The 13,572-nt window shown below is 69.7% G+C and carries 14 protein-coding genes, 1 tRNA gene and 1 riboswitch; of the genes, 8 read left to right on the top strand and 7 right to left on the bottom strand.

Features of this window, described 5'->3' with window-relative positions; genetic code table 11:
* Positions 1 to 17: 17 nt before the first annotated feature.
* A complete protein-coding gene (locus ACFMQL_RS14275; protein ID WP_345393439.1) occupies positions 18 to 758 on the bottom strand; it encodes a DUF3662 and FHA domain-containing protein in 741 nt (246 codons plus the stop codon).
* Between the two features lie 200 nt (positions 759 to 958).
* Here ACFMQL_RS14275 and ACFMQL_RS14280 point away from each other — a divergent pair.
* A tRNA-Leu gene (locus ACFMQL_RS14280) sits at positions 959 to 1,041 on the top strand.
* Between the two features lie 375 nt (positions 1,042 to 1,416).
* On the opposite strand, the gene ACFMQL_RS14285 is transcribed toward ACFMQL_RS14280, so the two are convergent.
* Complete coding sequence (locus ACFMQL_RS14285; RefSeq protein WP_364061565.1) at positions 1,417 to 2,436, bottom strand: hemolysin family protein; 1,020 nt, start codon at positions 2,434 to 2,436, stop codon at positions 1,417 to 1,419.
* Positions 2,433 to 3,785 (bottom strand): hemolysin family protein, encoded by a 1,353-nt coding sequence (locus tag ACFMQL_RS14290; protein WP_364061568.1) that lies wholly within the window; start codon positions 3,783 to 3,785, stop codon positions 2,433 to 2,435. Before ACFMQL_RS14290 ends, ACFMQL_RS14285 begins: the two co-directional genes overlap by 4 nt.
* Positions 3,786 to 4,234: 449 nt before the next feature.
* On the opposite strand from ACFMQL_RS14290, the gene ACFMQL_RS14295 reads away from it, so the two are divergent.
* The 4 genes from ACFMQL_RS14295 (at position 4,235) to ACFMQL_RS14310 (ending at position 8,353) form a co-directional block, all read left to right on the top strand.
* Complete coding sequence (locus ACFMQL_RS14295) at positions 4,235 to 5,338, top strand: LCP family protein (RefSeq protein WP_378785871.1); 1,104 nt, start codon at positions 4,235 to 4,237, stop codon at positions 5,336 to 5,338.
* Positions 5,339 to 5,605: 267 nt separating this feature from the next.
* Complete coding sequence (locus ACFMQL_RS14300) at positions 5,606 to 6,484, top strand: DNA-formamidopyrimidine glycosylase family protein (protein ID WP_364061574.1); 879 nt, start codon at positions 5,606 to 5,608, stop codon at positions 6,482 to 6,484.
* Positions 6,485 to 6,532: 48 nt separating this feature from the next.
* The gene (locus tag ACFMQL_RS14305) at positions 6,533 to 6,856 is read left to right on the top strand and encodes a rhodanese-like domain-containing protein (RefSeq protein WP_364061577.1); all 324 of its coding nucleotides are present in this window, start codon (positions 6,533 to 6,535) and stop codon (positions 6,854 to 6,856) included.
* A 53-nt stretch (positions 6,857 to 6,909) separates the two neighbouring features.
* A riboswitch (TPP riboswitch) is annotated at positions 6,910 to 7,026 on the top strand.
* Positions 7,016 to 8,353 (top strand): cytosine permease, encoded by a 1,338-nt coding sequence (locus ACFMQL_RS14310; protein WP_364061580.1) that lies wholly within the window; start codon positions 7,016 to 7,018, stop codon positions 8,351 to 8,353. It overlaps the preceding riboswitch by 11 nt.
* On the opposite strand, the gene ACFMQL_RS14315 is transcribed toward ACFMQL_RS14310, so the two are convergent.
* Positions 8,322 to 8,891, bottom strand: coding sequence for a methylated-DNA--[protein]-cysteine S-methyltransferase (locus tag ACFMQL_RS14315; RefSeq protein ID WP_364061583.1), 570 nt, complete (start codon positions 8,889 to 8,891; stop codon positions 8,322 to 8,324). The two genes, ACFMQL_RS14310 and ACFMQL_RS14315, sit on opposite strands and share 32 nt — an antisense overlap.
* Before the next feature lie 80 nt (positions 8,892 to 8,971).
* Here ACFMQL_RS14315 and ACFMQL_RS14320 point away from each other — a divergent pair, with 80 nt between their 5' ends.
* Positions 8,972 to 10,855: a PAS domain S-box protein gene (locus ACFMQL_RS14320; RefSeq protein ID WP_378785872.1), complete on the top strand. Its 1,884-nt coding sequence runs from the start codon at positions 8,972 to 8,974 to the stop codon at positions 10,853 to 10,855.
* 142 nt (positions 10,856 to 10,997) lie between these two features.
* Positions 10,998 to 11,429, top strand: coding sequence for an ATP-binding protein (locus tag ACFMQL_RS14325; protein ID WP_378785873.1), 432 nt, complete (start codon positions 10,998 to 11,000; stop codon positions 11,427 to 11,429).
* Here ACFMQL_RS14325 and ACFMQL_RS14330 read toward each other — a convergent pair.
* From ACFMQL_RS14330 to ACFMQL_RS14340, 3 genes are all read right to left on the bottom strand, one after another.
* A complete protein-coding gene (locus ACFMQL_RS14330) occupies positions 11,413 to 12,054 on the bottom strand; it encodes a membrane protein insertase YidC (protein WP_364061592.1) in 642 nt (213 codons plus the stop codon). The two genes, ACFMQL_RS14325 and ACFMQL_RS14330, sit on opposite strands and share 17 nt — an antisense overlap.
* A gap of 349 nt (positions 12,055 to 12,403) precedes the next feature.
* Entirely contained in the window at positions 12,404 to 12,601 is a 198-nt protein-coding gene (locus ACFMQL_RS14335; protein WP_378785874.1) for a DUF6412 domain-containing protein, read from the bottom strand.
* Positions 12,601 to 12,774 carry a hypothetical protein gene (locus ACFMQL_RS14340; RefSeq protein WP_364061598.1) on the bottom strand — a complete coding sequence of 58 codons (174 nt, stop codon included), beginning with the start codon at positions 12,772 to 12,774 and terminating at the stop codon, positions 12,601 to 12,603. The genes ACFMQL_RS14335 and ACFMQL_RS14340 overlap by 1 nt, the downstream gene beginning before the upstream one ends.
* Positions 12,775 to 12,868: 94 nt before the next feature.
* On the opposite strand from ACFMQL_RS14340, the gene ACFMQL_RS14345 reads away from it, so the two are divergent.
* Positions 12,869 to 13,564, top strand: a complete 696-nt coding sequence (locus ACFMQL_RS14345; protein WP_378785875.1) for a response regulator transcription factor — start codon at positions 12,869 to 12,871, stop codon at positions 13,562 to 13,564.
* Positions 13,565 to 13,572: the final 8 nt, after the last annotated feature.

Below are 13,572 nucleotides of genomic sequence, written 5' to 3' on the forward strand. Positions count from 1 at the left end.
GGACCGTCTGTCTACCCCTAATCGCGCCGGAACACCAGAGTCGTACGCCCCAGCGTCACTCGCGTGCCGTTTTGGAGCTCGATCCTGCGCACCGGCTGGCCATTGACGAAAGTGCCGTTCGTCGAACCCAGGTCGACGAGGACCACATTCTGGCCCTCGACCCGCAGCTCCGCATGATGCCGCGAGACACCGGGATCGACGAGACGAAGATCGCAGTCGGTGCCCCTGCCGAGCAAGGTCACCGGAGTGGTGAGCTCGTAGGAGCGGTCGCCCTGCGGATCGTCCTGAGTGGAGACGAGCAGCCGCGGCCGCCCGCCGAACGCATGGGGCCTCGACGGAGGCAGGTCGCTCGCCGGCTGGCGAATCTCGTCCTGCTCCACCGTCGCACCGCGGATGACCCCCGACCGGATGCGGAACAAGCCCACAGCCAGATCGCCGGCGGTCTCGAAGCGAACCCGGACCGGTCCCACGAAGGAGTAGCCCTGCTCCTTGGCGTACTCCCTGGCGAGGTTGGCCAGCTCGTGGCTGATGCTGTCGGCGTACACCTCAAGCCGCTCGGCATCGGTCGTGGACAGCTCCACCACGAAATCGTTGGGCACGAGCGTGCGACCTTGAGCGACGATCGCCGCACGCTCATCCATCTCCCGCTGAACCGCGCTGGCGACCTCGACCGGCTGAAGGTCAGATTTGAACGCCCGCGCAAAGGCTCCCTCAACCAGGCCTTCGAGCCTTCGCTCGAAGCGCTGAAGGACTCCCACCGGGTACCTCCCTTCCTCCGTGCATATGATCGCGGCCCCGTAGACGCATCGGCGCCCGGTCTCCGCTCGTTCCACGTGACGGTGTCACAGGCGCTCGTCGGGCGGCCGCGCCCAGCTCCTCCGCTCCCGTGTCTTATGCGATCGTATCCGGGTTCAGTACCAGTGGCTGTTCCGTGCTACTGTTCTTTCCGCACCCACAAGGGCGGGTGGCGGAACGGCAGACGCGCACGGTTCAGGTCCGTGTGTCCGAAAGGACGTGAGGGTTCAAATCCCTCCTCGCCCACTCGGTGACTGGGGGACCCTGGTCGCAAGCCTTGATCGGCTTGCTCCCTTGGGTCCCCTCGTCATGTCTGCCCGGGGGGTAACCCCCGGACCCCCAGGGGGTCGCTGGCGCTCCTGGGGGCTTTGCCCCCAGACCCCCAGCCGACGCTTCGCTTCTGGGGGCTGTCGCCACCAGACCCCCAGTTGATGCTTGCGGGCCTTTTGGGCCGGAGTTCGGGGTTCGGTGCTTGGTCTTCTCTGGTTTTGCTGTGCTCACCCTGGCTCAGGGGTGCTCTCTGCGCAAGGGGAACCGGTCTTCTTTTCTGCTTCACGGTACGACTTGGGGCTTGCAAGGTGCTTGCAAGCCCCAAGTCGTATCCTTTGCCTCTCTTGTGAGCTACGTCACACTTGTGGCCCTTGTGTCCAAGAGTTCGCCCACCAGGTCGGTGAGGCTCACCATTCCGATGATTTTCTGGTCCTGGTTCGTCACCAGGGCCAAATGGGATCGTTGTTCCTGTAGGGCCGTTACCGCCTCCGGCACCTGTGTCGTGCAGGGCAGTGAGGGGAGCTTGCGGAGGAGGTCCTTTGCCTTGCTCCCCGGGTTCAGCAGGGCGTCCCGTACGTGTAGGGCGCCCTCTATGCCGTTAGGGCCTTCCACCAGGAGTCTCAGGTGGGCGCTGCCCGCCGCCGTCTTCTTGATCTCGGCTGCCGTCGCCTCCGACTTGACCTTGACCACCTTCTCCAAGGGGACCATCAGGCGCTCGATGCCCTCGTCCCCCAGGCGCAGGGCCCTGGTCAGAAGGTCGTGTTCCTCCCTGTCCAGCAGGCCCATGCGGCCTGACTCCCCTACCAGGATCGCTAGCTGGCGAGGAGTTCTCGTCGTTGCCAGCTCGTCTCTCGGCTGGACGCCGAAGAGATGGAGAGTGACGTTCGTCAGGGCGTTGAGCGCCGACAGCAGCGGGCGCATCACCGTCGTGAACGCCCTGAACGGGAACGTCAGCAGCAGGGCCGCGCGCTCCGGGTGGGTCAGGGCCCAGCTCTTCGGCGCCATCTCGCCCACCACCATGTGCAGGAACGTCACCAGGGCCAGCGAGAACGTCAGCGCGATCGGCATGCGCATCGCCTCGGGGATGCCCACGGCCGCGAACACCGGCTCCAGGTAGTGCTCGATCGCCGGCTCCGTCACCTGGCCCAGGCCCAGCGTGCACAGGGTGATGCCGAGCTGGGCGCCCGCGAGCATGAGCGAGAGCCTGCGGCTGCCGCCCGCCGCCGAGCGCGCCGCCATCCTGACCAGGCGGTTGCCGCTCGCGCCGATCTCCTCAAGCCGGTGGCGGCGCGAGGAGACGAAGGCGAACTCGGCGGCCACGAAGAGCGCGTTGAAGGCCAGCAGGGCCACGCTGAGGATGATGAGGCTCATCGGGGCGTGGCCTCCGCGTGCTTGTTGAGCGGGGTCAGCCGCACCCACTCGGGCACCCTGCGGTTGAGCGAGATGACCGTCAGCTCTGCGAACTGCTCCTCGGTCTCGTCCGCGAACGGGTCGGTGTCCTGGCTCACCGGCACCGTCACCGTGTCGCCCGGGTCGGGCAGGCGGCCCAGCCTGGCCAGCACCAGGCCCGCCAGGGTGTCGTAGTCGTCGCTCTCAGGCAGCGCGAAGCCCGTCGCCCGCTCCACCTCGTCCAGGCGCAGCCGGCCGGGGACCTCCCAGACGCCGCCCGGGTGCTCGACGGCGCCCTGCGGCTCGGGGTCGTTCTCGTCCACCAGCTCGCCCACCAGCTCCTCGGCCAGGTCCTCGATCGTGATGACGCCGGCCAGGCCGCCGTACTCGTCGATGACGCAGGCGATGTCGTCGCGCGCCGTGCGCATGCGGTCGAGGACGGCGGGCAGCGGCAGCGAGTCGGGCACCAGCAGCGCGGGGCGCGTGATGGCGGCGATCGTGCCGTCCTCCACGCCGGTGGTCAGCAGCTCGCGCACCCCCGTCACGCCCGCCACGTCGCCGTCGTCGGTCACCACCGGATAGCGGGAATGTCCGCCGTCGCGCATGACGTCCAACAGGTCGGAGATGGGCTGTGAGGCGCGCAGCACCACCACGCGGGGGCGCGGCACCATGATCTCCTCGGCGATGCGGTCGCCGAACTCCAGGGCCCGCTCCAGGAGGTCGGAGAGCCGGGCGGGCAGCTCGCCCGCCCGGGTCGACTCCGCGATGATGCGCGACAGCTCCTCGGGGGTCGCGCCGTGCTCCACCTCCTCGACGGGCTCGATGCCGACGCGCCTCAGCAGGCCCGTGGCGGCCGAGTCGAACAGCCTGACCACCGGGCCCACGACCGCGAGGTACGCCAGCGTCGAGCGGGCCAGGAACTTGGCCACCGGCTCCGGCCTGGCGATGCCGAGGTTCTTGGGCGCCAGCTCGCCGAACACCATCTGCACGACCGTGGCCACGAACACGCCTGTGGCCACGGAGACACCGGTGATCGCGGCGTCGGGGAGGCCGAGGCCGCTCAGCCAGGGGCGTACGAGTGCGGCGATCGCCGGCTCGGCGAGGAAGCCCACCAGCAGGGCCGTCACCGTGATGCCGAGCTGGGCGCCCGAGAGCATGAAGGAGAGCCGGGAGGTGACCTGGAGGGCCTTTTCCGCGGAGGTGTCGCCGGCCGCGGCCTGCTCGCGCAGGACGCTGCGGTCGGCGGCGACGAAAGCGAATTCCTGGGCGACGAAGTAGCCGGTCGCCGCGGTCAGAAGCAGGAGGGCCAGCAGCCCGAGATAGGCGCTCACCGTGGTGAGTCCTCAGATGAACCCGTGCCCGAGCACGGGCGGGGACTACACGGGTCCGAGTCGGACACGATCTTCCTTTCGATAGGGGTCGTCCATAACCGTAACGATGGTGGGTGGCATCTATGTTTCCGCGGTGACTCTCTGCTGGTTCCGCGTACTTTTCCGTAGGAAATCCTTGGCGGAAGGTCTTGACTGCCGGGGTTGGGACGTAGCGTTGATGACAAGTGAAGGGAAGAGGCGAAGTGTCTGAGGACGACCGGACGCGGGCAATGCGCTCGCCAGGCGACGGCCGCCCGCTGCCACCACGGCCCGGTGACGGCCGTCTCCGCTCTGGGGGCGCGCCGGCGCACCGGATACCCCCCGCAGGGCCTACTCCGCCTGGTGGGCCGACTCCGCCTGGAGGGCGCATTCCGCCCGGAGGGGCGCCCACACAGAAGCTTCCCGCCCCCGTGCCTCCCGGTCCCGCCGAGGACGAGCCGCGCAGGGCGTCCTCGCGGATTTACGGGCGTGAGCGGTCGGGCAGGAGCCCGATCAGGCCGCTCAGGTCGCGTTCCGGCTCCGACGAGCGGCGGCCCTGGGGGCTGGTGCCGCGCCCGCGGTTCTCCGGCAAGACCGTTTTGGCGATCATCGCCGGTTTGCTTGTGGTGCTGTTGATCGCCGGCATCGGGATGTACTTCTGGATCGACTCGCGGTTGACGGGCATCGAGGGGGTGCTGGACGACTACGAGGGACGGCCCGCCGACACGCCGGGCACCAACTGGCTGCTCGTCGGGTCCGACAGCCGCAAGGGCCTGACCGCCGCCCAGCGCAAGAAGCTGGCGACCGGGCGGGCCGCGGGGCAGCGTACGGACTCGATGATGCTGCTGCACATCCCCGAGACCGACGACCCGCCCACGCTGGTCAGCCTGCCGCGCGACTCCGCCGTCACCATCCCCGGCAGGGGGCGCGACAAGCTCAACGCGGCCTACGCCTTCGGCGGGCCCAAGCTGCTGGTGCGCACCATCGAGAACGCCACCGGCGTGCACATCGACAACTACATGGAGATCGGTTTCGCCGGGTTCGTCGACATCGTCGACGCCGTCGGCGGGGTCGAGATCAACGTACGGGCCGCCGTCAACGACCCCAAGGCCGGGCTCAAGCTGAAGAAGGGCGTGCAGACGCTCAACGGCGCGCAGGCGCTCGGCTACGTGCGCACCCGCAAGGGCGGCGCGCTACCCGACTACGAGCGCACCAAGCGGCAGCGGCAGTTCCTCAGCGCGGTCGTGAAGAAGGCCGCGAGCCCCGGGGTGCTGTTCAACCCGTTCACCGCGATCCCGCTGGCGGCCAGCGCCACCGACGCGGTCGAGGTCGACACGGGCACGGGCGCGTTCGACATGCTCTCGCTCGGGCTGGCCATGGGCGACAGCCCGGTGACCACGGTGGTGCCGTTCGGGGGCAACGAGACCGTGCCCAGCGGCGCGGCGGTGAAGTGGGACCGGCCCAAGGCGCTGGCGTTGTTCAACGCGATCAAGGAAGACCGGCCGGTGCCGAAGGACGTCGTCGACTCCAACTGACCACCTCGCTCAGGTCCGGGACCCCGGGCACCCCCGTCCGGGCTTCGGGGCTGAGGGCGCCGCGCTCAGGTCCCGGACTCAGGGCGCCGCCCTCAACCGCCGAAGCCCGGGGTGCCGTGCTCAGGTTCCGGGGCCGGAGGGCCGTGTGGTCTCTTCGGTTTTCCGCGCGTGCCGGGGCAGCCGTACGGCGTCAAGGTCCCCACCACGTGGACCGACGGTTTTCCGCGCGTGCCGGGGACAGCCCCGGGCGGGACGTACGCTGGGGGCATGCCCGAACTTCCCGAGGTGGAGTCCCTCACTCACTTTCTGCGCGAGCGGGCGGTGGGCCGCGCGATCGCGGGGGTCGATGTGGTGGCCATCCAGGCGCTGAAGACGTTCGATCCGCCGGTCACCGCGCTCAACGGGCTGACCGTGACCGGCGTGGCCAGGCACGGCAAGTTCCTCGACCTCGACTGCGACGGGCTGCACCTGGTCATCCACCTGGCGCGCGCGGGGTGGCTGCGCTGGCGCGACGACCTGTCGGGCGCGAAGCCGGTGCGGCCCGGCAAGGGGCCGCTGGCCGTACGCGTGCGGCTGGCGCCCGACGAGGAGGGCCTGGCGCCGGGGTTCGAGCTGACGGAAGCGGGGACGCAGAAGCGCCTAGCCGTCTATGTCACGAAAAATCCGGACGATGTGCCGGGCATCGCCGCCCTCGGCCCCGACCCGCTCGCCGAGTCGTTCACCGTCGAGGCGCTCAAGCGCATCATCGGCGGCAAGCGCACCCAGATCAAGGGCCTGCTGCGCGACCAGAAGGTGATCGCCGGCATCGGCAACGCCTACTCCGACGAGGTGCTGCACGCGGCGAAGATGTCGCCGTTCAAGATCGCCGCCACGCTGACCGACGCGCAGATCGCCGACCTGCACGAGGCCATCGTGACGACGCTGCGCGACGCGGTCGAGCGGGCTCGCGGCCTTGCGGCCAAGGACCTCAAGGCGGAGAAGAAGTCGGGGCTGCGGGTGCACAACCGTACGGGGCAGTCCTGCGACGTGTGCGGCGACACGATCAGGGAGGTGTCGTTCGCCGACTCCTCGCTGCAGTACTGCCCGACCTGCCAGACCGGCGGCAAACCGCTGGCCGACCGCCGCCTGTCCCGCCTGCTCAAGTAGGCGGGACAGGCGGCGGGTGCACCGCCTCGCGCAGGCCATGATGGAGTCATGACCGTTCCTGAGATCGAGGCCAGTGCCGTACCCGCAGACGCTTACCTGCTCGACGTCCGCGAGCAGGAGGAATGGCTGGCGGGCCACGCGCCGCAGGCCGTTCACATCCCGATGACGCAGATCCAGGGGCGCGTGGACGAGGTCCCCGACGACCGCACGATCTACGTCGTGTGCCGGGTGGGCGGCCGTTCCCTGCAGGTCGCGGCCTGGCTCAACCAGCTCGGGCGCGAGGCGGTCAACGTCGGCGGCGGCATGCAGTCGTGGGAGGCGGCGCGGCGGCCGATGGTCAGCGAGACGGGACAGGAGCCTTTTGTGGCATAAGTCGCCCACTATGGCGAATTAGTCGCCATTGAGGCATCATTGGGGCGCAAACTACAGATCGTCGCGGGAGCTCGGGGTCGCCGGGCTGAGAGGGCAGCACAACCATCCGCTGCCGACCGCCTGAACCTGTCCGGGTAATGCCGGCGTAGGGAGTGTGCGATGTCGCACGGCGTCGAAGAAGTGCCGCTGACCCTTGATGGAGAGGCCCCCAAGACCCTGGGCGTGCTCGATCAGGGCGCGCTCTGGGCCAATCTCGGGGTCAGCCTGCTCGGCTTCTCCGGAGCCCTGCTGCTGCTCGATCCGCTGGGCAACGCCCCGCTGACGCTGGCGGCGGCGCTGATCGCCACCGTGGTGGGCAGCCTCATCGGCACCGCCATGGTGGGCCTGTCGGCCGTCCCCGGCACGCGGACGGGCAAGCCCGCGATGGTGCTGCTGCGCGGGCTGTTCGGCGCCCGGATCTCCTACGTGCCCACGGTGCTGAACATCATCCAGATGATCGGCTGGGGCGCCTTCGAGCTCTGGGTGATCGCCAAGGGCGCGGGCGCGATCTTCCCGGCGGTTCCGTACCAGGTGTGGGTGATCGTGGCGGGCGTGCTGACGGCGGCGCTGACCATCTGGCCGCTCGGCTCGATCCGGCTGCTGCGCCGCTACGTCACGGTCGGCGTGATCGTGGCGATGATCTGGTTCACGGTGTTCTTCCTGCGCGAGGCCCCGTCGCCCGAGGGCGGGAGCTGGACGGCCTTCCCCGCCGCCGTGGACTACGTGATCGCGCTGTCGGTGTCGTGGGTGCCGATGGCGGCCGACTTCGCCCGGCACTCGCGCTCGGGCCGGGCCGCGTTCACCGGCGTGGTCGGCGGCTACACGCTGGCCCAGGTGGCCTGCTTGGGGCTGGGCGTCTACGCGGTGGCGCTGGCGGGCGCGGACGGCGTGCTGGCCGACCAGACGACGGTGTTCAACCCGTTCGTCGCGGTGCCGCTCGGCGCGCTGTTCTTCGGCATCCTCGTGCTGCGCGAGACCGACCAGTCGTTCGCCAACGTCTACTCCACCACGATGTCGCTGCAGAACCTCATGCCGCGGGTGGACCGGCGCATCCTGTCGACCGCCATCGGCGTGGTCACGATCGTGATCGCGCTGTTCGCGGACGTGAACTCCTACGGCGTGTTCCTCGGCGTGATCGGCGCCGTGTTCGTGCCGATGTTCGCGGTGCTCGCGGTCGACTACTTCGTGCTGCGCCGCGGCGAGGGCTGGAACACCGCCGAGGACGCCCCCTCGCGCTGGTCGATGCTGGTGCCGTGGGCGCTGGGCTTCGCCGCGTACTGGCTGACCACCTCGACGCCGACCTTCCCCGCGTGGGACGGCTGGTGGGCCGGTGTGCGCGACGCGCTCGGCTTCGTACGGGAGCCGTGGATGAACGGCGCGCTGGGCGGCGCCTTGGTGGCCGCCCTGATCACGCTGCTCATCGGGCTCATCCAGCGATCGCGCGCCGCTCGACGTTGAGCAGATGCTGCTTGGCCGCCGCGCCGCCCGGGTAGTCGCCGAGCTCGCCGTCCTCGCGCAGCACCCGGTGGCAGGGCACGATCACGCAGACGGGGTTGGAGGCCAGCGCGTTGCCGATCGCCCGCAGCGCGCGCGGCCTGCCGATGCTCTCCCCGATCCGCTCGATCGTCGTGGTGGTGCCGTAGGGGACCGCCATGGTCTTCTGCAGCACCGTACGCGCGAATGGCGTGGCCAGGGTCAGGTCCACCGGCGTGGCGAACGCGCGCAGCCGCCCGGAGAAGTACGCGTCGAGCTCCCTGCGCACCGGGTCGAGCCGGCGCGAGTCGGGCCCGATGAACTGGCCCAGATGCCGCGTGACCCGCTCGAACACGTCGTTCTCCGCCTCATAGCTGCACGCCACGATGCCCTTGGCGGTCACCGCCAGCACCAGCCTGCCCACCGCGCCGTCGTAGGTGCCGAACGCGATGTCGGGTGGGGTCTCGCCCCGATAGGTGCTGGAGGTCACTCGCAACAGGGCATCGAGATCGTTGCTCGACATACCCCTCACCCTCCCACCTGCCGGGAATCACCGTGACCGCAGCGTATCGGACGGATCGCCCGACGCACCCACCGCGCCACATGCACTATGGAGTGGTGGGGGACGAATGGGCCGGTAGTGACGATGAGATCGCTCGTGCGGCGCTCGCCAGCTCGCCCAACGCCATCGTGGCGCTCGACCGCGACCAGAGCGTCCTGGTGTGGAACGCCGCCGCCGAGCGCATGTTCGGCTGGAGCGCCGACGAGCTGCTCGGACGCCGCGCGCCGATCGTGCCTGAGGAGCTGACCGCCGAGCACAACGCGGTGCTCGAGCGCGTACGCACGGGAGAGCCCGTCTCGCTGCGCACCAAGCGCCTGCACGCCGACGGCCGGGTGCTCGACCTGCGGGTGGACATCAGCGCCCTGCGCCTGGGCAGCGCCGTGGCCGGCGACGTGTGCGCCTACCACCCCGCCAGGGCCGACGAGGTGGCCGAGCACCGCATGGCGCGCAGGGCCCGCCTGGTCGCCCGGCTCACCGACGTCGTGGGCGACATCAACTCCGAGCTTGAGCTGCCCGCCGTGCTCGACCGCATCTCGGCCAGCCTGACCGAGCTGACCGGGGCGGACGCGGGCGGGTTCGTCCTCATCGAGGGTGACAAGCTGCGGCTGGTCAGCACGTACCAGCTTCCCGAGGCGATCAGAGGCATCACCACCGACCTGCGGACGAGCCTGGTGGACAAGCTCTTACGCACCGGCAAGACCGTGCTGCTGCAGTCCGAGGGGCTCGACGACCTGGTGTGGGCGCGGCTGAAGGGGCTGCACACGATCGCTTTGGGGCTCGCGGCCGTGGGCGGGCGGCCGTACGGCGCCCTGTACGCCCTGTTCGCCCGGCGCACCCCCGGACACCTGGAGCTGGAGCTGCTGGAGCTGCTGGCCGGGCACGCCGGCATCGCGGTCGGCAACGCGGTCGCCTACCAGGAGGCGGTGCGGCAGCGGGCGCACGAGCGGGCCGTGTTCGACGCGAGCGCCGACGGCATCGCGGTGCTCGACCAGGAGGGCAACGTGGTGCGCTGGAACCCGGCCGCCGCCGAGCTGACAGCGCTGCCCGCGGAGTCCGTCATCGGGGGGCCGCCGCCGTTCCCGCTGCCCAAGGCCGGTGAGAAGGGCACCTTCCAGCTCGACAACGGCCGCTGGCTCGACGTGGTGAGCGCGCAGATCGAGGAGACCGGCGAGGTGGTCGTCGACTTCCGCGACGTGACGGCGGCCAAGGAACTGGAGGAGGCCAAGGACCTGTTCCTGGCCACGACCAGCCACGAGCTGCGCACCCCGATCACCATCGTGCGGGGCTTCGCCAGCACGCTCGACTCGCGCTGGGACGCCATGACCGACCAGGCCCGCCGCTCGGCCGTGCACACGATCGCCGAGCGCGCGAAGTCGCTGGGCGTGCTCATGGACCACCTGCTGCTCGGCGCGCGGGCGGGCGCCGACGAGCTGAAGGTCCGCATCGAGGAGTTCGACCTGCGGGAGCGCATCGTGGCGGCCACGCTGGGGCTGCCCGAGCTGTCGGACCGGCACCGGGTCGAGGTGGACGTCCCCGAAGGACTGCCGCGCGTGCTGGGCGACGCGCTGGCCACGGACATCCTGCTGGGGCAGCTGCTGGAGAACGCCTTCAAGTACTCGCCGAAGGGCGGGCTGATCAGTGTGGCGGCCTGGCCTGAGGACGACAACGTGGTCGTCGTCGTGGACGACGAGGGAGTGGGAATCGCCCCTCCTGACCGCGAACGCATATTTGAACGCTTCGTCCAGGTGGACAGCGGCGACCGGAGACGGTTTGGTGGAGTGGGGCTCGGTCTCTACATCGTCCGCAGCCTCGCTCGTGCACAGGGGGGAGATGTGAGCGCGCATCCGAGACCGGGAGGGGGCACCAGAATGCGGCTCGTTCTGCGGGCCTCTTCCTCTATCGGATCCGACACACCGATGCGGTAACGAGGTGGTCACGGTTGCGCTGATCTATCTTCCAATGTGTACAAGCTGTGATCGAGATGCGGTTTCTGGGATCGAGTAACGGGGCATTTCGGTCGTACCGGGGAGTGTTCCCGCGGGGGGCACAGGGAACGGGGAGGTGGGTGTGTCAAGCGTGGTGCTGCTGCCGTACGCGCCGTCCAGCGTTGCCGTTGCCCGCCAGCGTCTGAGCACTGATCTGCAGGACAGTGGGGTCTTCACCTCGGCCATCGACGATGCCGTGCTCGTGGTGAGCGAGCTGCTGAGCAACGCGCTGCGGCACGCGCATCCGCTGCCGTCGGGCATGGTGCGGGTGGCGTGGCTGTGCAGCGACGATCACATCGAGGTGGCGGTCAGCGACGGCGGCGCGGCCACCGAGCCCCGAGCGGGCCTGCCGACGCTGTCCTCGCTCGGGGGGCGGGGGCTCGGCATCGTGGAGTACGTCGCCGAGAGCTGGGGGGTCAGGCACGACGGTGACACCACGACCGTGTGGGCGATCCTGCCCGCACCGAGCAACAAGGTGAACGGGCAGGTCGCGGCGCTCAGAGAGGCCGGCTAGCCAGCACGGCGCGCTCGCCCGTGGCCCACGCCGTGGAGACGAGCAGATAGAGCCCGGCGGCCAGCGGCAGCACGAGCGCGGCCAGCACAGAGCCGTACGGCAGCAGCGGCATGATCCTCCTCAACGGCTCCGGCTGCTCCTCTGTGATCTTGATCTGGCGGGCGGAGAGCCACGCCACCACGATGACCAGCGCGATGACCGATACGAAGACCAAAACCGGTGCGCTGACCAGACCGAAATGAGCGATGACTCCGGCCAGCTGCTCCCCGAGCGGAGCCCCGAACAGGGTGTGCCCGGCGAGCGCCGTGGGATGCGTGGCCACCCGGTACATCAGCCACAGGAACGGCAGCTGGGCGAGCGACGGCAGGATGCCGGCGAACGGCGACGAGCCCTCCTTGGCGTAGAGGGCGGTCATCTCCCTGTGCAGGCGCTCGGGGTCGCGCCGGTGACGCTCGCGCAGCTCGCGGAGCTTGGGGGCGAGGCGTTCGCGGATCTTCGCCGTACGGGCCTGGCGGACGTTGAGCGGCAGCAGCGTCAGGCGTACGGCCAGGGTGAACAGCACGATGCCGAGCGCGGCACTGCCGCCTGAGGCGTCGATGATGAGCGTGACAAGAGAGTCGATCATGAACCCTGATTCCTTTTGAGCGAAGGGGACCCCGTTGGACGGGTTTCCTTTCGGCAGAAGGGACTCCGTTCGGCGGGTTTCCCATCAGCGAAGAGGGCCCGTTGCAGCGGGGTGATGACGACGGGCTCGCTCGTCATGCCGAGCAAGCCCCGCTCGACGGGGTCGCGGAGCGCGGAGAAGCGCGGAAGGCGCGGAAAGCGCGGAAACGCGGCGAGTAGCGCGGAGAAGCGCCGAAAAGCCGAGAGCGCGGGGAAGCCGAGAAGCGCCGAGAAGCGCTTACATGCGCCGAAAGCGTGGAGAAGCGCCGAAAGCCCCGTCCGACGTGTGCACGTCGAGAAGCGGGGCGCGCCTAAGGGGCGCGGGGACGCGGACGCCCGGCCGCGTCTGGATCGCGCAGCCGCTGGAAGGCCGTGCGGCGCGCGTAGGACAGGGGAAAGCCCAGCGGCTCCCCGTGCAGGGCGGGCAGCAGCGCGGCCGCCCACGTGGCCAGCAGCAGGATCACCACCATGGTGATCCCCACCAGCCACGGGTCGAACAGCAGCTGCATCAGGTGGAGCGCGAGGTCTTGCCGACGACGGTGACGGCGACGAACACGATGAGGGCGATCACCCCGATGATCAGCGCGAGCTTGATCAGGCCCACCAGCATCGGCAGGATGAAGGTGAACAGCACGAAGAGACCGAGCAGGGTGCCCAGAACGAGCATCACGACTTTACCCATGCAGTTACGGTACGTCTTCAGGGCATGATCCGCGACCCTTACGAAGCCATGACGTACCCCACTGTTTCCGGCAGGGTGGCCTTACCGTGAAGGCGTGAACACGCGCATCCTGGTGGTGGACGACGATCCCACGGTGTCCGAGGTCGTGGCGCGCTATCTGGAGCGCAACGGCCACGAGGTGGAGTGCGTCGGCGACGGCGCCGAGGCGCTGCGCAGGGCGCTCGCCAACCCGCCCGACCTCATGGTCCTCGACCTCATGCTGCCCAAGATCGACGGTCTCCAGGTGTGCCGGCGGCTCAGGGAGCGCTGGCCGGTCCCCGTGATCATGCTGACCGCGCTCGGCGAGGAGATCGACCGGGTCGTGGGGCTGGAGACCGGCGCCGACGACTACGTCACCAAGCCGTTCAGCCCCCGCGAGCTGGCGCTGCGCGTGCAATCCGTGCTGCGGCGGGCGCGCGGCGCCTCCGTCACCGGCGGCACCGGCGTACTGCGCGACGGCGACCTGGTGGTGGACGTCGGGGCTCACGAGGTACGGCTGCGCGGCCACGAGGTGCTGCTCACCGCCCGCGAGTTCGACCTGCTCGCCTACCTCATGCGCAACCCGCGGCAGGCGTTCAGCCGCGCGGCGCTGCTCAACCAGGTGTGGGGGTGGTCGTTCGGCGACTCGTCCACCGTGACCGTCCACGTACGGCGGCTGCGGGAGAAGATCGAGCCCGACCCGACGGAACCGCGGAGGATCGTCACGGTGTGGGGTGTCGGGTACCGGTACGAGCCTCTGGAGAGTCCCTGATGTCCGGC

The sequence above is a fragment of the Nonomuraea fastidiosa genome (genome assembly GCF_042751225.1).
GTDB lineage: Bacteria > Actinomycetota > Actinomycetes > Streptosporangiales > Streptosporangiaceae > Nonomuraea > Nonomuraea fastidiosa.